Source organism: Streptomyces sp. NPDC052687, assembly GCF_040678395.1.
GTDB lineage: Bacteria > Actinomycetota > Actinomycetes > Streptomycetales > Streptomycetaceae > Streptomyces.
In genome coordinates this window covers 113,520-132,588 of record NZ_JBFATR010000005.1, presented here as the reverse complement: position 1 = coordinate 132,588, position 19,069 = coordinate 113,520, and the positions used below count along the sequence as shown (strand labels likewise).

The 19,069-nt window shown below is 70.3% G+C and carries 18 protein-coding genes and 1 riboswitch; of the genes, 8 read left to right on the top strand and 10 right to left on the bottom strand.

What is annotated here, in order from left to right; translation table 11 throughout:
* Positions 1-6: 6 nt before the first annotated feature.
* From AB0K92_RS08145 to AB0K92_RS08125, 5 genes are all read right to left on the bottom strand, one after another.
* Positions 7-489, bottom strand: coding sequence for an NUDIX hydrolase (locus AB0K92_RS08145; RefSeq protein ID WP_365920544.1), 483 nt, complete (start codon positions 487-489; stop codon positions 7-9).
* A gap of 99 nt (positions 490-588) precedes the next feature.
* Positions 589-1,494 (bottom strand): LysR family transcriptional regulator, encoded by a 906-nt coding sequence (locus tag AB0K92_RS08140; protein ID WP_365920542.1) that lies wholly within the window; start codon positions 1,492-1,494, stop codon positions 589-591.
* A gap of 291 nt (positions 1,495-1,785) precedes the next feature.
* Positions 1,786-2,928, bottom strand: a complete 1,143-nt coding sequence (locus AB0K92_RS08135) for a cystathionine gamma-lyase (protein WP_365920540.1) — start codon at positions 2,926-2,928, stop codon at positions 1,786-1,788.
* Positions 2,925-3,416, bottom strand: coding sequence for a low molecular weight protein-tyrosine-phosphatase (locus AB0K92_RS08130; RefSeq protein ID WP_365920538.1), 492 nt, complete (start codon positions 3,414-3,416; stop codon positions 2,925-2,927). The genes AB0K92_RS08135 and AB0K92_RS08130 overlap by 4 nt, the downstream gene beginning before the upstream one ends.
* Before the next feature lie 5 nt (positions 3,417-3,421).
* On the bottom strand, positions 3,422-3,799 hold the full coding sequence (locus AB0K92_RS08125; protein ID WP_365920536.1) for a phage holin family protein: 378 nt from the start codon (positions 3,797-3,799) through the stop codon (positions 3,422-3,424).
* Positions 3,800-3,857: 58 nt separating this feature from the next.
* Here AB0K92_RS08125 and AB0K92_RS08120 point away from each other — a divergent pair, with 58 nt between their 5' ends.
* From AB0K92_RS08120 to AB0K92_RS08105, 4 genes are all read left to right on the top strand, one after another.
* Positions 3,858-4,175 (top strand): cupin domain-containing protein, encoded by a 318-nt coding sequence (locus AB0K92_RS08120; RefSeq protein WP_166005035.1) that lies wholly within the window; start codon positions 3,858-3,860, stop codon positions 4,173-4,175.
* A gap of 126 nt (positions 4,176-4,301) precedes the next feature.
* A complete protein-coding gene (locus AB0K92_RS08115; protein ID WP_365920534.1) occupies positions 4,302-4,514 on the top strand; it encodes a DUF5326 family protein in 213 nt (70 codons plus the stop codon).
* Positions 4,515-5,039: 525 nt separating this feature from the next.
* Positions 5,040-5,753 (top strand): IclR family transcriptional regulator C-terminal domain-containing protein, encoded by a 714-nt coding sequence (locus AB0K92_RS08110; RefSeq protein WP_365920532.1) that lies wholly within the window; start codon positions 5,040-5,042, stop codon positions 5,751-5,753.
* A 99-nt stretch (positions 5,754-5,852) separates the two neighbouring features.
* The gene (locus AB0K92_RS08105) at positions 5,853-6,290 is read left to right on the top strand and encodes an SsgA family sporulation/cell division regulator (RefSeq protein WP_166000368.1); all 438 of its coding nucleotides are present in this window, start codon (positions 5,853-5,855) and stop codon (positions 6,288-6,290) included.
* A 229-nt stretch (positions 6,291-6,519) separates the two neighbouring features.
* Here the strand turns inward: AB0K92_RS08105 and AB0K92_RS08100 are convergent, their stop codons facing one another.
* Positions 6,520-8,295, bottom strand: coding sequence for a YibE/F family protein (locus tag AB0K92_RS08100; protein ID WP_365920530.1), 1,776 nt, complete (start codon positions 8,293-8,295; stop codon positions 6,520-6,522).
* 71 nt (positions 8,296-8,366) lie between these two features.
* A riboswitch (TPP riboswitch) is annotated at positions 8,367-8,556 on the top strand.
* Between AB0K92_RS08100 and thiC the strand changes: the two genes are divergently transcribed.
* On the top strand, positions 8,549-10,354 hold the full coding sequence (gene thiC, locus AB0K92_RS08095; RefSeq protein ID WP_365920528.1) for a phosphomethylpyrimidine synthase ThiC: 1,806 nt from the start codon (positions 8,549-8,551) through the stop codon (positions 10,352-10,354). It overlaps the preceding riboswitch by 8 nt.
* An 89-nt stretch (positions 10,355-10,443) precedes the next feature.
* On the opposite strand, the gene AB0K92_RS08090 is transcribed toward thiC, so the two are convergent.
* The 3 genes from AB0K92_RS08090 to AB0K92_RS08080 form a co-directional block, all read right to left on the bottom strand.
* Positions 10,444-11,307, bottom strand: coding sequence for a hypothetical protein (locus AB0K92_RS08090; RefSeq protein ID WP_365920526.1), 864 nt, complete (start codon positions 11,305-11,307; stop codon positions 10,444-10,446).
* Positions 11,308-11,588: 281 nt separating this feature from the next.
* Positions 11,589-12,698, bottom strand: a complete 1,110-nt coding sequence (locus tag AB0K92_RS08085) for a metallophosphoesterase (RefSeq protein WP_365920524.1) — start codon at positions 12,696-12,698, stop codon at positions 11,589-11,591.
* Between the two features lie 204 nt (positions 12,699-12,902).
* A complete protein-coding gene (locus AB0K92_RS08080; protein ID WP_365920522.1) occupies positions 12,903-14,015 on the bottom strand; it encodes a LacI family DNA-binding transcriptional regulator in 1,113 nt (370 codons plus the stop codon).
* 439 nt (positions 14,016-14,454) lie between these two features.
* Here AB0K92_RS08080 and hisC point away from each other — a divergent pair, with 439 nt between their 5' ends.
* Complete coding sequence (gene hisC, locus AB0K92_RS08075) at positions 14,455-15,534, top strand: histidinol-phosphate transaminase (RefSeq protein ID WP_365920520.1); 1,080 nt, start codon at positions 14,455-14,457, stop codon at positions 15,532-15,534.
* 330 nt (positions 15,535-15,864) lie between these two features.
* On the opposite strand, the gene AB0K92_RS08070 is transcribed toward hisC, so the two are convergent.
* Entirely contained in the window at positions 15,865-16,284 is a 420-nt protein-coding gene (locus AB0K92_RS08070) for a cyclophilin-like fold protein (RefSeq protein WP_365920518.1), read from the bottom strand.
* 209 nt (positions 16,285-16,493) lie between these two features.
* On the opposite strand from AB0K92_RS08070, the gene AB0K92_RS08065 reads away from it, so the two are divergent.
* The gene (locus AB0K92_RS08065; RefSeq protein ID WP_365920516.1) at positions 16,494-17,999 is read left to right on the top strand and encodes a cytochrome ubiquinol oxidase subunit I; all 1,506 of its coding nucleotides are present in this window, start codon (positions 16,494-16,496) and stop codon (positions 17,997-17,999) included.
* A 20-nt stretch (positions 18,000-18,019) separates the two neighbouring features.
* Positions 18,020-19,063, top strand: coding sequence for a cytochrome d ubiquinol oxidase subunit II (gene cydB / locus AB0K92_RS08060; RefSeq protein WP_365920514.1), 1,044 nt, complete (start codon positions 18,020-18,022; stop codon positions 19,061-19,063).
* The last annotated feature ends 6 nt before the right edge of the window (positions 19,064-19,069 follow it).

Genomic DNA, 19,069 nt, shown 5'->3' with positions numbered 1-19,069 from the left:
GGGGCGTCAGCCCAGGTCGGGTGCGTGCATGGCGCGTACGCCCTCGATGTTCCCGTCGAGGTAGTGCCGCAGCGACAACGGCACCAGGTGGACGGAGGCGATACCGACCCGGGTGAACGGCACCCGGACGATCTCGTACTCGCCCGCGGGCTGCTCCACCTCGGGGCCGTGGCGCAGCGCCGGGTCCATGGACTCCAGCCGGCAGACGAAGAAGTGCTGGACCTTCACACCGGTCGTGCCGCCGTCCTCGCCGATGTGCTCGACGGTGTCCACGAAACACGGCACGACATCGGTGATCTTGGCGCCCAGCTCCTCGTGGACCTCGCGGTGCAGAGCATCGACGACGGTCGGGTCTTCGGGCTCGACCCCGCCCCCGGGAGTCACCCAGTAGGGATCCACACCGGGCTTGGTGCGCTTGATCAGGATCAGGTCGTCACCGTCCAGCAGGACGGCACGGGCGGTGCGCTTGACCACGGGTCGGACGGTCATGGGTGAAATGTGGCCCCGCTGGTTCCACGTGAAACATCGCGAAACGTGACCGATGGGGCTCATCGTGTGACGGCCGGGCCGTCGCTCGGGTGCCGCGGCTCAGCACCAGTCGGACGCCGCTCGCTGCAGCCACTCGTGGGCCCGGGCGATGTGCGGCATAGCCAGCGTCCCGGTGCGCACCACCAGGAAGTAGGTCCGCAGTGGCGGCACGGCCGGCTCGTGCAGCGTGACCACCTCGCCGCGCTCCAGCGCGCCCGCACACAGATAGCGGGGCAGGACGGCGATGCCGGCGCCGGCGATCGCGCACGCCAGGACGGCCCGCAGGTCCGGGACGATGACGGTTCCGGAGGCGTCGGGGCGGGAGTCGAAGACGGAGGCCCAGTAGCGGGAGACGAAGGGCAGCGATTCGTGGACCTCGACGACAGGCAGGTTCTCCAGGGCGGCCGCGGCCTTGTCGCGCGGCAGTCCCGAGTCGGCGCGCTCGGCCCAGCGCGGGGCGGCGACCAGGACGTGCTCCTCGTCGCACAGCGGTGTGGCGGTGAGCAGGGCGCCGCGCGGCCGGGCCGTGCTGATGGCGAGATCGTGATGCCCGGCGGCCAGCCCCTCCAGAACCTCCTCGGCGTTCCTGAAGGAGGCCCGCAAGGCGCAGCCCCGGCCCTGCTCGCCGGTCAGCCCGGCCAGGGCGGGCAGGGCCCGTTCGGCGGTGAACTCGGGCGGTCCCGCGAGATGCAGGGTGCGTAAGGAGGACTCGTCGTCGAGCCCGGTCTCGGCGATCTCCACCAGGGCGTCGAGATGCGGGGCGGCCTTGTGGGCGAGTTCGTCGCCGATGGATGTCGGGGTGACGCCCCGCGCCTGCCGCAGGAAGAGCGGGCGGCCGAGCTGCCGTTCCAGCGTGCGGATCTGCGAGGTGACGGCGGGCTGGGAGAGGCCGAGCAGCGCGGCCGCGCGGGTGAAGGATCCGGCCCGGTGCACCGTCACGAAGGTGCGCAGCAAGGCCAGGTCCATGGCGAAGCCCCCTTCCCCTGCCGACCTCCCAGCCCCCTGGGCAGGGCCTCACTATAAATAAGTCGATAGGTCTCTGTCGCTACCGTGATTGGACACTGACAGAGAGTCAACTAGCCTTGTTGGAGCGGTTCTTGGCGCGCGGAACCGAGGACGGTCCGAGCCACGAGGGGGGAGGTTCGGACCGTCCGTTCGACGTAGGCGCGCCGAACGGCTGCCCGTAGTAGGCGTGCCGAACGGACGCCCGTACCGCCTGCCGCGCCGGCGGTCACTCCGCCCGGCGGGTCCGGCGGGTCACCGTGCCGACTCGTCCAGCGCGCGCAGCAGATCCGCCACCAGGTCCTCGGGGTCCTCGGCGCCGACCGACAGCCGGACGAAGCCCTCCGGCACCGCGTCCCCGCCCCACCGACCGCGCCGCTCGGCCGTGGACCGCACCCCGCCGAAGCTGGTCGCGTCGTCCACGAGGCGCAGCGCCTCCAGGAAACGGTCCGCACGCGCGCGGCTGGGCAGCGTGAACGACACCACGCACCCGAAGCGCCGCATCTGCCGCGCGGCGACCTTGTGGGACGGGTCGTCCGGCAGCCCCGGATAGCGCAGCCCGGACACCTCCGGGCGCTGCCGCAGTGCCTCGGCGACCACGAGCGCGGTGGCGTTCTGCCGCTCCACGCGCAGCTGGAGCGTGGCGATCGAGCGGTGGGCCAGCCAGGCCTCCATCGGTCCGGGGATCGCGCCGACGATCTTGCGCCAACGGCGTACGGCGGTCATCGGCTCGCCCGCGCGGCCGGTGACGTAGCCCAGCAGGACGTCACCGTGCCCGGTGAGCTGCTTGGTGCCGCTGGCGACGGAGAAGTCGGCGCCGAGCTCCAGCGGGCGCTGCCCGAGCGGTGTCGCGAGGGTGTTGTCGACGGCGACCAGGGCTCCGCGCGTGTGGGCCGCCTCGACGAGCCGGCGGATGTCACAGACGTCCAGGCCGGGGTTGGACGGGCTCTCGATCCACAGCAGCTTCGTGCCGTCCAGGACGTCGAGCTGGGCGTCCCCGCCCGTCGGCGCGGTGCGCACCTCGATCCCGTACGCCTCCAGCTGCGCCCGCACCAGGGGCAGCACCTGATAGCCGTCGCTGGGCAGGACGACCGCGTCCCCGGCGCGCAGCTGGGAGAAGAGCACCGACGAGATGGCCGCCATGCCGGACGCGAAGACCAGCGTCTCCACGCCGTCCTCGCCGGGCGCCTCCAGCTCGCCGATCGCGGCCTCGAGGTGCGTCCAGGTCGGGTTCTCGTCGCGGCCGTAGGTGTACGGCCCGGTGGGCTCGCCCGGCAGATGGAAGTGCGCGGCGAAGACCGGCCCGGGCAGGGTCGGCTCGTACTTGACCGGCTCGGGCAGCCCCGCCCGCACCGCGCGGGTGCCGTCACCGCCCTCGAAAAGACCGGAATCGTTCATGCCGCCTGCCCTTCCACGTGCTCACGTACCACGGCGAGCAGACCGGCGCTCGCCGCCTCCACCATCTCAAGACACTCCTCGAAGCCGTCCCTCGCCCCGTAGTACGGGTCCGGGACGTCGAGGTCGTCGCCCGCGGCGGGGTCGTACGAGCGCAGCAGCCGGACCTTGCGGGCGTCCTCCTCGGTGGGCGCGAGGCGGCGCAGCGCCTTGGCGTGTCCGGTGTCGAGGGCGACGACCAGGTCGAGCCGCCCGAACCAGGAGGGGCGGAACTGGCGGGCCGTGTGGGCGCTGTCGTACCCGTGCTCCTCCAGTACGGCGACGGTGCGCGGGTCGGCCGGGTCGCCCTCGTGCCAGCCGCCGGTGCCGGCGCTGTCGATCTCGACCAGGCCGCCGAGCCCGGCCTCCTCGACCCGGGCCCGGAAGACGGATTCGGCCATCGGGGAGCGGCAGATGTTGCCGGTGCAGACGAAGCAGACGCGGTACGTCATGGCACTCAGTCCCGGTCGGGCAGGACGACGTTGAGCGCCCAGGACACGACGGAGATGATCAGGCCGCCGAGGACGGCGGTCCAGAAGCCTTCGACGTGGAAGCTCAGGTCCAGCTTGTCGGCCAGCCACGAGGTGAGCAGCAGCATGAGCGCGTTCACCACCAGGGTGAACAGGCCGAGCGTGAGGATGAGCAGCGGCAGGCTGAGCAGCTTCACAAGCGGCTTGACCAGGACGTTCACCAGCCCGAAGAGCAGCGCCACCAGCAGCAGGGTGCCGATCTTCTTGCCGGTGCCGTCACCGGTGAGGGTGATCTTGTCGAGCAGCCACACGGCGACCGCGAGGGCGCCCGCGTTGGCGATCGTCTTGACTAGGAAATTCATCATGTGTCTGATCGTGGCAGACCAGGACGGCTACGAGCAGGGGCGCGAGGGCGACGCAACGATGAAGGCATTCCGGCTGGACGATCTGGAGGCGGAGCGCGCCGCCAACGAGGGGGCCTACCTGCAGTTCCTGCGTGAGCGGAACATGTCGGTCGGCCTGTACGCGCTGAACGCGGGGGAGCACGACCCGCAGCAACCGCACCGCCAGGACGAGGTGTACTTCGTGGTCAGCGGCCGGGCCTCGCTCACCGTCGGGATGGAGACCACGCAGGTGGCGCGCGGCAGCGTGGTGTACGTCCCGGCCGGCGTGCCCCACAAGTTCCACCACATCAGCGAGGATCTGCGGGTCCTGGTGGTGTTCTCTCCGCCCGAGAGCTGAGGCCGGGCCCCGGGATTCCCTAGGGGACAGCTCAGGGGACGACAAGGGATGCGAGGCCCCCGCCGGGCCTGCCCACGCACCTAGCATCGAGGGCAGGACATCGAAGACGAGAGAAAGGCGAGGGCGATGCGAGAGATCTTCGCGGGGCTGCCGTGGTGGGTGAAGTGGGTCGCGGTGCCGGTCATCGCCCTGGTGGTGTTCGGCGGCCTGATCGCGAGCGTCGTGGGCTTCGTGATCGGACTGCTGTTCAAGCTGCTGCTCTTCGTGGCACTGGTCGCCGGACTCATCTACGTCGTACGCAAGTTCACCGCCGGCTCCTCGACGAAGGGCGACTGGTAGACGCGCGTCCGTCGCGGGGCGACCGGGGCCGGTGTGCTCGCGGGGGCGACGGGGGCGACGGGGGCGACAGATGGAGATGTGGGTGACGGGGGCCGGTAACAGGAACGGCCGGTTCCCTCGGGCGGGGGAAGTTTCCCCTGCGGGGCGTCTGCGGGCCGTGGCGGACGAATAGAGTCCGGAACCCCCGCGGGACGAGCCCGCGAGCGGCGTACACCCCCACATCCCACCCGTGTTTCTCCGCACGGGCTGCCCCCTCGCGCTTCCGGGAGTGACCTCTTGGCCACGGCTGACACCGCACCCGCAGGACCCCACGCACCCCCCGCCCCTTCCCGCCCTGGCCCCTCCCCCCAGGCCCTGCGCGTGCGGCCTCCCGAGCAGCCCACCCCTGCCGGCTCCTCCGCGCGCAGCCCGGAGGCACCCCGGCGGGCCGCCCCGTCCTCCTCCGGGCGGCCGGTGCCGCGGGCGCGCCCCGAGACCCCGCCCGCACAGCAGTCCACGACGCTCATCGGTTCGGTCCAGCGCGCGATGCGCCTTCTGGAGTGCGTCGCCGGCCACGACAACGGCGCACCGGCCAAACAACTCGCCCGCGAGACCGGCCTCGCCCTCCCGACCACCTACCACCTGCTGCGCACCCTGGTGCACGAGGGCTATCTGCGGCGCGAGAAGGGGCTGTTCTTCCTCGGCGCGGCGGCCGAGCGGCTGAGCAGCAGCGGGGCACAGGAGAAACGTCGCAGCACGGTGGCCGAGACACTCGCACGCTGGCGGGATTCGATCGGTGTGCCGGTGTATTACGCGATCTACCGGGAAGGCGAGATCGAGGTGGTGTGCGTCTCCGACAGCCCCGGCAATCCGGCGGTCGAGGAGTGGGCGGACTTTCGCGAGACCGGCCACGCGCACGCCATCGGCCAGTGTCTGCTGTCCCAGCTGGACGAGGCCGCCCGCCGCGATCACCTGGAGCGCTATCCCGTGCAGTCCCTCACTCCGTACACGGTGCGTGACAATCGAACGCTGCTCCGGCGTCTGGAACGCGTGGGCAGGATGGAACCTGTGATCGAGCGTCAGGAGTACGCGCTGGGCACGGTCTGCGCGGCGATCCCGATCACGGTGGGGGCGACGGCGGCCACGATGGCCATCTCCCTCCCCTGTCATCAGGCCGACCGGCTGCTGCCCGCGGCCCGTCAGTTGCAGAACGAGGTCGGGCGCCTTCTGGGGTCGCTCCCGCTTTCTATCAGTATCTGAAAACTCACTCCTTGTGATCTGCTGTGTACGTTCAGCAAGATGCCAGCAGTATTCAACGGTTGATTCCCGGCCAATCGACGGCAACAGACGGGGTAGGCGATGCGCGAGTCCGTACAGGCAGAGGTCATGATGAGCTTTCTCGTCTCCGAGGAACTCTCCTTCCGCATCCCGGTGGAGCTGCGGTACGAGACCTGTGATCCCTACGCCGTCCGCCTGACCTTCCATCTGCCCGGAGACGCGCCGGTCACCTGGGCGTTCGGGCGCGAGCTGCTGATCGACGGTGTGGGCCGGGCCTGCGGCGAGGGCGATGTGCGGGTCTCCCCCGTGGAGCCCGATTCCCTGGGCGAGGTGCTGATCCGGCTGCAGGTGGGCGCCGACCAGGCGCTGTTCCGCTCCTCGTCGGCGCCGCTCGTCGCCTTCCTGGACCGCACCGACAAGTTGGTGCCCCTGGGGCAGGAAGGCTCGCTCGCCGACTTCGACGCGCACCTCGACGAGGCGCTCGACCGCATCCTCGCGGAGGAGCAGAGCGCGGGTTGAGGCGGCGCGTACTTCGAGTGGAGTAACGCTTCTTCTTGGCTTTTTTGCGTACCGGCGTACCTGCGTATCGGCCTACCGACGTATCTGTGGTCCGGGAGGCCGGTAGGCAGTGGGGTCGGTGGGCCGATGACTCGGTGACCCGGTGGCGCCCGGTGCCCCGGTGGTGGGCCGGTGGGCACGGGGCGCTGGGGCGCCGGCGTGCGGTGGCCGTCGGACGGCACCGGCAGCGTCACCGCTTGCGGCGTCGTCCCCGGCCCCCGCTGCGCGGCATCGGCGTCCGTGAGCCGGCCGTCGCCGGCTCCGCCGCCGGGCGGTCCGCCGAGACCACCAGCGCGGCGAGGGCCGTCGTGACGGGCACCGAGGCCACCAGACCGATCGAGCCCACCAGCGTGCGCACGATCTCCTCCGCGACCAGCTCGCTGTTGGCGACCGTGCCGACACTGCTCTGCGCGATCGAGAAGAGCAGCAGCAGCGGCAGGGCGGCGCCCGCGTAGGCCAGGACCAGCGTGTTGACGACGGAGGCGATGTGGTCGCGGCCGATCCGGATGGCCGCGCGGTACAGGCCGCGCCAGCCCATCGTCGGGTTGGCGTCGTGCAGCTCCCAGACCGCCGACGTCTGGGTGACCGTCACATCGTCCAGGACGCCCAGCGAACCGATGATGACGCCGGCGAGCAGCAGACCGCTCATGTCGATCGACGGATACAGCCCGTGGATCAGGCCGGTGTTGTCGTCGGTGTCGCCGGTGAGCGCGGCCCAGCCGATGAACAGCGAGCCGAGCACACCGATCAGCAGCAGCGAGATCAGGGTGCCGAGCACTGCCACGGATGTCCGGGCCGACAGTCCGTGACACAGGTAGAGGGCGATGAGCATGATGGCGCTCGACCCGATCACCGCCACCAGCAGCGGGTTGGAGCCCTGCAGGATGGCCGGCAGGACGAAGAAGCTCAGCACCAGGAAGCTGATGGCCAGCGCGATCAGCGCCATGACGCCCCGCAGCCGCCCGACGACCACGACGGCGAGCGCGAAGAGACCGGCGAGCAGACCCATCGGCAGCCTGCGGTTCACGTCGGTGACCGAGTACTGAAGGTCCTTCGGGGCGGAGGGCTCGTAGGCGACGATCACCTTCTGACCCTCCTCCAGCTGCCGTGACTGGTCCGGCTGGACGATCTCGTTGAAGGTACGGCCCTTGTCCTCGCCGGTGTCGACGCGGATGGTCGCCTTCTTGCAGGTGCCGTTGGCCTGCTGCTGGGCGGAGGAGCCTTCGGCGGTGGAGGTGTCGCCGGTCGGGGGCGGTGCCGAGGCGTTGACCGCACCGCAGTCCACCTTCTCGACCCTGGTGACCGTGGCTTGCTGGGTCTGCCGGTCGAAACCGACCCCGGTCCGTTCGTGCGGCGGTGCGCCGCCGGGCCAGAGCACGGCCAGCCCGACCACCACGGCGGCGGCGAAGGGGATGAGGACGGCGGCGATCAGCTTGCGCAGATGCCGGGAGACGGGCGTCGCGGGGCCGTGCCCATGACTGTGCGAGTGCCCGTGCCCGCCACCGCCACCGTGCCCGCCACCATGGCCGTGACCGCCTCCGTGCCCGCCTCCGGAGTTCGACCCGCCACCCGAGTTCGACTCGCCGCCGGAGCTCGACCCACCACCGTGGCCGCCTCCGAAGCCGGACCCGCCGCCGTGTCCAGGCGCGCCACCGGCACCCGGCTCGCCGCGATGCCCGTGGCCGCCGCCGGACGTGGACTCGCCACCGTGCCCGGCGCTGTGGCCGCCGCCGGACCCGAACCAGTCACCGTGCCCGGGGTCACGTCCGTCACCGGATCCGGGCCCGTCTCCATACCCACCTCGGAAGCCGCCCCCGGAGTCACGTCCCGGATTGCCTCCGGGGCCGCTTCCGGGACCACTTCCGGGGTGCGCCCCGGCGGCACGCTCGTCGTGACGACCGCCTCCGGGGCCTGCGCCGCGCGGGGGCTCGGGCGGTGGGAACGGGGGATGCTGCGTCGTGGTCACCGACCGATCATCGCAAGAACGACCGGGGCCCCCTGTTCACCGCGCCCGAATTGACGCTAGCGTGGAGGCACCTTTGTACACGCGGGAGCTCGGAGCACCGGGCTGAGAGGGCGCTGACCTCCGTCCCAGCGATGTTTCACATGAAACATCACCCATCGCGAGTGATGTTTCACACGAGACGTCGGATGACGGATACCGCTGCGTCGACCGCCGAACCTGTTACCGGGTAATGCCGGCGTAGGGAGTAGGTCTCATGACCATCAAGGACGCGCGCACGCCTGCCTCCACGCAGAACGCCTCCGTCGCGACGGGGACGTCGACCGACGGGGAGGCCGGGAAGTCCATCGGCTGGCACAAGGCGTACGTCGAGGGCACCCGCCCCGACCTGCGGGTGCCGGTCCGCCAGGTGCACCTCACCAACGGGCAGTCGGTCACGTTGTACGACACATCCGGCCCGTACACCGATCCGAACGTCGACACCGACGTCCGCAGGGGTCTGCCACCGCTGCGGGAGAACTGGATCATCGCCCGCGGCGACACCGAGGAGTACGCGGGCCGTCCCGTCCGTCCCGAGGACGACGGAATCAAGCACACCTCGCCGCGCGGCGGCCTGCGCAACCTCGACGCGGTCTTCCCCGGACGGCCGCGCCAGCCGCGCCGGGGCCGTGACGGCCAGGCGGTCACGCAGCTGGCGTATGCGCGCCGCGGCGAGATCACGCCGGAGATGGAGTTCGTGGCCATCCGGGAGAACGTTTCTCCAGAGGTGGTCCGCGAGGAGATCGCGGCGGGCCGGGCGGTGCTGCCGGCCAACGTCAACCACCCGGAGATCGAGCCGATGATCATCGGCAAGCGGTTCCTGGTGAAGGTCAACGCCAACATCGGCAACTCGGCCGTGACGTCTTCCATCGAGGAGGAGGTCGAGAAGATGACCTGGGCGACCCGCTGGGGCGCCGACACGGTCATGGACCTGTCCACCGGACGCAACATCCACACCACCCGCGAGTGGGTGCTGCGCAACTCCCCCGTCCCGATCGGCACCGTGCCGCTCTACCAGGCCCTGGAGAAGGTCGACGGCAAGGCCGAGGAACTGACCTGGGAGATCTACAAGGACACCGTCATCGAGCAGGCCGAGCAGGGCGTGGACTACATGACGGTCCACGCGGGCGTGCGCCTGGCGTACGTCCCGCTGACCGCGAACCGCAAGACCGGCATCGTCTCCCGCGGCGGCTCGATCATGGCGGCGTGGTGCCTGGCGCACCACAAGGAGTCCTTCCTCTACGAGAACTTCGAGGAACTGTGCGAGATCCTCGCCGCGTACGACGTCACCTACTCCCTCGGTGACGGCCTGCGGCCGGGCTCGATCGCGGACGCCAACGACGAGGCGCAGTTCGCCGAGTTGAAGACGCTCGGGGAACTCAACCGGATCGCGAAGCGTTTCAACGTACAGACCATGATCGAGGGCCCGGGGCATGTCCCGATGCACAAGATCAAGGAGAACATCGACCTTCAGCAGGAGATCTGCGATGAAGCTCCGTTCTATACGCTCGGCCCGCTGACGACGGACGTCGCGCCGGCGTACGACCACATCACCTCCGGCATCGGTGCCGCGATGATCGCCTGGTGGGGCACGGCCATGCTCTGCTACGTCACGCCCAAGGAGCACCTGGGCCTGCCCAACCGTGACGACGTCAAGACCGGTGTCATCACCTACAAGATCGCCGCCCACGCGGCCGACCTCGCCAAGGGGCACCCCGGTGCGCAGGAGTGGGACGACGCGTTGTCCGACGCGCGCTTCGAGTTCCGCTGGGAGGACCAGTTCAACCTGGCCCTCGACCCCGACACGGCCCGTGCGTTCCACGACGAGACCCTGCCGGCCGAACCCGCCAAGACGGCGCACTTCTGCTCGATGTGCGGGCCGAAGTTCTGCTCGATGAAGATCTCCCAGGACATCCGCCGCGAACACGGCGGCACCCAGGCGGAGATCGAGCAGGGCATGGCGGAGAAGTCGAAGGAGTTCGCCGCGGCGGGCAACCGGGTCTATCTGCCGATCGCGGACTGACCGCGCCGCGACCGGCAGACGCCCGCGGGGCCCGGCAAGGCGCCGTCTCCGGCTTGCGCTCCCCGCACCATGGGGGCGCAAGCCAGCGGTCACTCCGGATGGTGGTCCGGGCCGCCGAAGTCCGGGCTGGTGTAGTCAGGGCTGGTGAAGCGGGGCCGCCCGGCCGACCGGCCGTCGCCGGGGCTGGTGAAGCCGGGGCGGTCGTACCCGAGGTGCGGCATGCGGCCGGTGGGCGCCGGCGGTGCCGTGTGGTGCAGTGCGGCGGTGCCGGGTTCGGCGAGGGCTTCGCGCAGGAACGGCACGATGCCGCGTTCGAGCAGGGCCTCGCGCCAGGCTTCTCTGGCCTGCGCCAGTTCGCTGTTCTCCGCGCCGTAGGGACCGGGTTCCGGTGTGGGCCGGTTGCGCAGCGCGGTGAGCAGGAGACCGACCGCGGCGACGAGGATCGCCAGGGCGGTCACGGCACCGAATATCCAGCCGGTGGTGAGCATGGTCCGGGCGAACGCCTGATCGGGGTCGAGCATCTTCAGGATGTAGCCGACGAGCAGGAAGATCGCCGCGGCGGTGCCGGCGAGGACGGGGGCGAGGACGGCGATCACGGCGACGACGCCCGCGCCGGCGGTTTCGGCGGCCTCTCCCATGGTGGTGGCGAGCCCCATCGCGCTCGGCCCCGGCTCGGCGGAGTCGGACGCGCGGACGGACGACGGGGTGGACGCCGCCGGGTGGCGCAGTTCCTCGCGGACCTTCACATAGTGCTGGTACTCGCTCGTGGCGGCCGCGGTGATGAGGGCCGTGGCGCCGAGCGCCATGGTGCGCAGCTGTTCGGTGTTCAGCCGCTGTCCGACAGCGGCCAGTTCCGGGCGGTGTGGTGCCGAGCGCAGCGCCTCGTCGAGGAGCCGCTCGTACTCCTGGCGGTCCTCGCTCAGCAGGTGCTGCGGAACGCTGTTCATGTGCATCCCCCGATGCTCCGTAGGGCTTGGGGCTCGCACGCTGACGAGCCGTCGGGCAGAAACGGAGGGGAGCCTGCTACGGATATGCCGATGGTAGAGCGGTGACGGCAGGCGGTGACAGGGGGTTTACCGAAATTGGGCCCCGGCCTGCGGCGTTACCGACCGGTCGGACACCGGTCGGGATCCGGTGCGGCGCCGGCCGGACACCGGTCGTGCGCGTATCCGCACCGATCGGGCACGGGTCCGACGCCGGTCGGGCTTCGAGGGGATGCCCGGACGCCGAACGCTCAGCTGTGCAGCGGGAGTTGCTGGACCAGCAGCTTCCCGGCCATGGTCACGCCGCCGTCCATCGCGATGGCGAGACCGTCGGCGTAGACGTGGGGTCCCTCGACCACGGGCCCGGTGCTGTCCTCGCCGTCCTCGGAGCCGACCTCGCCCAGCAGGTAGGGGATGGGGCTGTGGCCGTGGACGATGCGGGTGCCGCCGTAGGTGTCGAGCAGGGTGCGCACGGCGTCGGCGCCACCCTCGTCGCGGAACGAGAAGCGCTTGGTGAACTTGCGGAACAGGTCCCAGACCTCGTCCGCGTCGTTGCGGGTGAGGGTCTCGCGGACGTTGTCGTTGACGGCCTCGATGGAGTCGCCGTAGTCCAGGTAGGCGGTGGTGTCGGAGTGGACGAGCAGATGGCCGTCGATCTCGGTGAGCGCGTCGAGGCGGGCCATCCACTGCAGGTGGTGGTCCTGGAGGCGGTCCATGTCGGTCTTCTGGCCGCCGTTGAGCAGCCAGGCCGCCTGGAAGGTCGCGGTGCCCGCGCCGGAGTTGACCGGCGTGTCGCCGAACCGCTTGGCGCCGATGAGCAGCAGCTCGTGGTTGCCCATCAGGGCCTTGCAGTAACCGCCGGCCGCGGCGGCCTCGGCGGACAGCCGCATCACCAGGTCGATGACGCCGATGCCGTCCGGGCCGCGGTCGGTGAAGTCGCCGAGGAACCACAGCCGCGCGGTACCCGCGCACCAGTGCCCGGCGGCGTCGATCAGGCCCTTCTCCTGCAGCGCGGCCACCAGCTCGTCGAGGTAGCCGTGCACGTCGCCCACGACGAACAGGGGGCCCGGAACCGTGGCGGGCTGGGCGACGGGCGCGGGGGCGGGGGCGGGCGCCGGGTCGACGGTCACCTGAAGCGTGTCACCCCGGTTGATCACGGGCAGGTCGCGCTGGGTCGGCGTGTACTCCGGCGGGAAGGACACCGGCTCCACGACGGGGCCGGGGACCTCGCCGGGGTGAGAGCTGTGGACGTACGGACCGGTCTCGTGGACGTACGCGGGTACCCGGAAGTCGCGCAACGTCGCCGTCCGCTCCACCTCGGGTCCCTGACCGGCCCCCTGAGTCATCGACCCCTCCACCATCGCGCCGCAGCTGCACCGCTTCGGACTGCCTGGTCGCAGCGGCCCGCGGTGTCGTGGGCCCATCATAGGAATGCGGATCGCGCCGTGTGATGACCCAGGGGTGGTGAATCAGAGCAAGAGTCCAGTTCACTGCGGCTTTCGCCCCGATTGGGCCGGGCTTCGACCGACCTGGTGCCCGCCCTGTCCGGCCCTCCTCCGCGGACCCTAGCCCTCTCCGGGGACCCGTGGCGGGCTGACCGTCGTCCGCGGCGGGCGTCGCTGGGACGAGGTACGCACGATCAGCTCGGTCGGTATCACCTGCTCGACCGTGTGCTCCGATTCGACGCCCTCGATGGCGTCGATGAGGAGCTGGACCACGGCCGTGCCGATCCGGCGGGGCTTCAAGGAGAGCGTGGTGATCGGCGGTTCGGTGTTGGCGTACACGGTGGACTCGCTGCAGCAGACCAGCAGCAGGTCGTCCGGTACGCGCAGGCCGTAGCGCCGGGCGGCGGCGAGCAGGTCGGTGCCGTTGGGGTCGAACAGCCCGTAGACCGCGTCGGGCCGGTCCGGGCGTGCGAGCAGCCGGTCGGCCGCGACGGCGCCCGCGCACGGATCGTGGGCCGGGTAGGCCTCGTACACCGGGTCCTGGCCGACGCGCTCGCACCAGCGCAGGTACGCGGTGGTCGACAGGTGGGTGTAGGTGTCCGTGGTGGTGCCCGTGAGCAGGCCGATCCGGCGGGCGCCGGCGTCGGCCAGGTGGTCGAGGATGCCCAGGACGGCGGCCTCGTGGTCGTTGTCGACCCAGGCGGTGACCGGCAGGGAGCCGGCCGGGCGGCCGTCGGAGACGACCGGTAAACCCTGCCGGACCAGCTCGCTGACGACCGGGTCCTGGTCGGAGGGGTCGATGACGACGGTGCCGTCCAGGGCGACGTTCGACCAGACGTCGTGGCGGGAGGTCGCGGGCAGGATGACCAGGGCGTAGCCGCGCGCGAGCGCGGCCGAGGTGGCGGCCCGCGCCATCTCCGCGAAGTACGCGAACTCGGTGAAGGTGAAAGGTTCATCCCCGTACGTGGTCACGGTCAGGCCGATGAGGCCGGACTTGCCGGTACGGAGGGTGCGGGCCGCGGCCGAGGGACGGTATCCCAGCCGGTCGGCGACTTCTCGGACATGGCGCCGGGTGGCGTCCGGGAGCCGGCCCTTGCCGTTCAGGGCGTCGGAGACGGTCGTGATGGAGACTCCGGCGGCGGCGGCCACGTCTCTGATGCCCGCCCGGCCCGGCCGGCTGCCTCGACGTGAGGTTTCCGCGCGGCTCACCTGGTGCTTCCCTGCTGCTGTCATGGCGAGCCGATAGTAGGGCTCATGCGGTGGGGTAGTGCGGACGCATATGCAGCCGTTGACAGGCACGTTTCTGCATGGCTGGGCGGCGGCAATCGCCTCTGAATTAGAGGTAGTTGAAGCGGTTGGGCATAGGACGTGACTTGTCGGCGTGCACCCGCCTGTTGACCGGTCCAGGTCTCGAAGAGGTCTCAACTCACCTGCATGGGGGATGCGCGCCAGGGAGTGAGCCACCGGCGCGTAGATATATGTGCGGCGCGCCCCCCGCTTCGTACGCCTTCGGGCGGTGATGCCCCTGATGCCGCTGGGACGGGGGAGGTTGGCTTTCCCCGCTATCCGGTGTGCGCTCACCTGTTCGCAGCCGGGCCGAATCCTCATAAGGTAAGAAGCATTGGAAGCCGGCGGCGGCCAGGCGGCGCCGGTGGTCGCGAGGAGGACTGCGGTGAGCGAGACGAGCCCCAAGCTGCGCGCCGAGCTGGAGGGTATCCCCACCTACAAGCCGGGCAAGCCCGCCGCCGCGGACGGTCCGGTGGCCTACAAGCTGTCCTCCAACGAGAACCCCTATCCGCCGCTGCCCGGTGTGATGGAGCGCGTCACGGCCGCGGCCGCTTCCTTCAACCGCTACCCGGACATGGCCTGTACGGGGCTGATGAACGAGCTGTCCGAGCGGTTCGGGGTCCCGGTCTCCCACCTGGCCACGGGCACCGGCTCCGTCGGCGTCGCCCAGCAGCTGGTGCAGGCGACCTCCGGACCCGGCGACGAGGTGATCTACGCCTGGCGGTCCTTCGAGGCGTACCCGATCATCACTCAGATCAGCGGCGCGACCTCGGTGCGGGTGCCGCTGACGGCGGGCGATGTGCACGACCTGGACGCGATGGCAGGGGCGATCACCGACCGCACCCGGCTGATCTTCGTCTGCAACCCCAACAACCCCACGGGCACGGTGGTGCGCCGGGCCGAGCTGGAGCGCTTCCTGGACCGGGTGCCCGGCGATGTGCTGGTCGTCCTCGACGAGGCGTACCGGGAGTTCATCCGCGACCCCGAGGTGCCGGACGGCGTGGAGCTGTACCGGGAGCGGCCGAACGTCTGTGTGCTGCGGACGTTCTCCAAGGCCTACGGCCTCGCCGGGCTGCGGGTCGGCTTCGCGATCGCACACGAGCCGGTGGCGGCGGCGCTGCGGAAGACCGCAGTGCCGTTCGGGGTGAGCCAGCTGGCGCAGGAGGCGGCGATCGCCTCGCTGCGCGCCGAGGACGAGCTGCTCGGCCGGGTCGGCTCGCTGGTCTGCGAGCGCACCCGCGTGGTCGACGGGCTGCGCTCCCAGGGCTGGACGGTGCCCGAGACCCAGGCGAACTTCGTGTGGCTGCGCCTGGGGGAGCGTACGGTCGCCTTCGCCGACGCGTGTGAGCAGGCGGGCGTGGTGGTACGGCCGTTCCCGGGCGAGGGTGTGCGCGTGACGATCGGGGAGGCCGAGGGGAACGACATCTTCCTGAAGGTGGCGGAGGCGTTCCGCAAGGAGCTGTGAGCAGGGCCCCTTCCGGGGGTGTGGCGGTCGCCGTGGCCCGGCTCGGGTCACGGCGTTTTTTCTTGCCGTGACGCGCTCGGCGGCGGGGGCGTTCGGGGGGCGGTGCCAGGGCTGTGCGAGGGCTGTGCGGAGAGGTCGCGAGGCTGGCCGGGCTCGGCCAGGACGGCGGGTTCGGTGAGCAGGGTGTCGCGAAGGCGAACGCCGCAGTGCTGCCCGTGGTGCTTCCCGTGGCGCTGTCCTGGGATGCCCGTCCGGGTGGTGCGGCACCTCGGGCGAGCCAGGAGCGGCGGAGAGTCCTGACGGCTCAGCGGCGGTGAAGCAGCGGAGCCCTTACAGCTCCGCGAGCTCTACGCGCACAGGGTCGCCGTTGCGCACGGTCGCGAGGAGGCGGGGGTCGCCGTCGAGGCGGCCGAGGACGTTGCAGGGGCTGGCGAGGCGGCATTCGTCGCCCCGCGAGATCGGGGTGGGGCCGTAGGGGAGCGCGAGGGCGTCGCCGTCGGTCCAGAAGGCGACCGTGCCCGGTTCCACGACCTGGCGGGCGTCGGTTTCACGTGAAACCGAGACTCCCGTGTCGAAGTAGACCTCCTCGCCCCAGGTGTGCGCGGTGGAGACGAGCGGCAGGGCCTTGGCGAGGGCCTGGGCCGTCGGGGTGTCGTCGAGGATCGCGGTGAGGTGTCCGGCCGGCCAGGAGATCCGTATGCGGGTCGGTGGCTGCGCCTCTGCGTGTGGCTGTGAGTGCTGTGTGTGCATGGCGTGCAATTCAACAAGACGTTGAAGTCGCTGCCAAGAGGGTGCCGCTGCGGCCAAGGTGGGACCCCCCTGCCGGTGGCGAGAATCGGTGCGTCATAATTGCTTGTGAATGTGAACGCGTTCACAAGCGCGTCCCGGTTGCTCCCTTGTTGGGGGTGACAAAGGGCCGCAAACTGCCGTGCCCACGGCGAGGTAAGGAGACTGACGACGTGGAATTGGCTCTGGCGCCCGAGACTCTGGCGCGTTGGCAGTTCGGCATCACCACCGTCTACCACTTCCTGTTCGTCCCCCTGACGATCTCGCTCGCCGCCCTCACCGCCGGCCTCCAGACCGCGTGGGTGCGAACGGAGAAGGAGAAGTACCTCCGGGCCACGAAGTTCTGGGGCAAGCTCTTCCTGATCAACATCGCGATGGGCGTCGTCACGGGCATCGTGCAGGAGTTCCAGTTCGGCATGAACTGGTCCGACTACTCCCGCTTCGTCGGCGACGTCTTCGGCGCCCCGCTCGCCTTCGAGGCCCTCATAGCCTTCTTCTTCGAGTCGACCTTCATCGGCCTGTGGATCTTCGGCTGGGACAAGCTGCCCAAGAAGATCCACCTGGCCTGCATATGGATGGTGTCGATCGGCACGCTGCTGTCGGCGTACTTCATCCTCGCGGCGAACTCGTGGATGCAGCACCCGGTCGGCTACCGGATCAACGAGGAGAAGGGCCGCGCCGAGCTGACCGACTTCTGGCTGGTCCTCACCCAGAACACCACGCTCAACCAGGTCTTCCACAGCTTCTCGGCCGCCTTCCTCACCGGTGGCGCCTTCATGGTCGGCATCGCCGCCTTCCACCTGCTGCGCAAGAAGCACATCCCCGTGATGCGCACCTCGCTCCGGCTCGGCCTGGTCACCCTCGCGGTCGGCGGCCTGTTCACCGCGATCAGCGGCGACACCCTCGGCAAGGTCATGTACGAGCAGCAGCCGATGAAGATGGCCGCCGCCGAGGCGCTGTGGGACGGCGAGAAGCCGGCACCCTTCTCCGTGTTCGCCTACGGCGACGTCGACAAGGGCCACAACAAGGTCGCCCTGGAGATCCCCGGCCTGCTGTCCTTCCTCGCCCACAGCGACTTCGAGTCGTACGTCCCGGGCATCAACGACACCAACGAGGCCTTGCAGGAGAAGTTCGGACCCGGCGACTACAAGCCCATCGTCCCCGTCGCCTACTGGGGCTTCCGCTGGATGATCGGCTTCGGCATGGCCTCCCTCTCGCTGGGGCTGCTGGGCCTGTGGCTGACGCGGAAGAAGTTCATGCTCCCGCCCGCCTACCGCACCGGCGACGACGAGGTGCCCCATCTCGTCCTGCTGAAGAAGCCGCTCGGCACCAGGCTCACCCGGCTCTACTGGCTGCTCGCCCTGTGGACGATGGGCTTCCCGCTGATCGCCAACTCCTGGGGCTGGATCTTCACCGAGATGGGCCGCCAGCCGTGGGTCGTCTACGGCGTGCTCCAGACCAGGGACGCGGTCTCCCCCGGTGTCTCCACCGCCGAGGTCCTCACCTCGATGATCACCTTCACCACGCTCTACGCCGTCCTCGCCGTGATCGAGGTCAAGCTGCTCGTGAAGTACGTCAAGGCCGGCCCGCCCGAGCTGACCGAGGCCGACCTCAACCCGCCCACGAAGATCGGCGGCGACCTCCGTGACGCCGACAAGCCGATGGCCTTCTCCTACTAGGCCGAGGGAGCCGCACAGTCATGGAACTGCACGACGTCTGGTTCGTCCTGATCGCCGTCCTGTGGACCGGCTACTTCTTCCTGGAGGGCTTCGACTTCGGGGTCGGCATCCTCACCAGGCTGCTGGCCCGTGACCGGCCCGAGAAGCGGGTGCTGATCAACACGATCGGCCCGGTATGGGACGGCAACGAGGTCTGGCTGCTCACCGCGGGCGGCGCCACCTTCGCCGCCTTCCCCGAGTGGTACGCCACCCTCTTCTCCGGCTTCTATCTGCCGCTGCTGCTCATCCTCGTCTGCCTGATCATCCGCGGTGTCGCCTTCGAGTACCGCGCCAAGCGGCCCGAGGAGCACTGGCAGCGCAACTGGGAGACGGCGATCTTCTGGACCTCGCTGCTCCCGGCGTTCCTGTGGGGAGTGGCCTTCGCGAACATCGTGCGGGGCGTGAAGATCGACCGGGACCTGGAGTACGTCGGCACCCTCGGCGACCTGCTCAATCCGTACGCCCTGCTCGGCGGGCTGGTGACGCTGACGCTGTTCACCTTCCACGGTGCCGTCTTCGTGGCACTGAAGACGGTCGGGGGGATCCGGGAGCGCGCCCGCGAGCTGGCGCTCCGGGTCGGTCTCCTCACGGCCGCGCTCGCGCTGGTCTTCCTGTTGTGGACGCAGGTGAACAGCGGGAACGGCAAGAGCCTGATCGCCCTCGCCGTGGCGGTCGCCGCGCTGGTCGTGGCCCTCGCCGCGAACCGGGCGGGCCGCGAAGGCTGGGCGTTCACGCTCTCGGGGCTCACGATCGTGGCCACCGTGGCCATGTTCTTCCTGGCGCTCTTCCCGAACGTCATGCCGTCGACGCTGAACCCCGACTGGAGCCTGACGGTCACCAACGCCTCTTCCAGCCCGTACACCCTGAAGATCATGACCTGGCTGGCGGTCCTCGCGACGCCGGTGGTGCTGCTCTACCAGGGCTGGACGTACTGGGTCTTCCGCAAGCGGATCGGCACCCAGCACATCGCTCCCGACGCGCACAGCGCCCCAGCGGCGCCCCCCACCCCCGAAGCCGTCCACTGAGGTGTG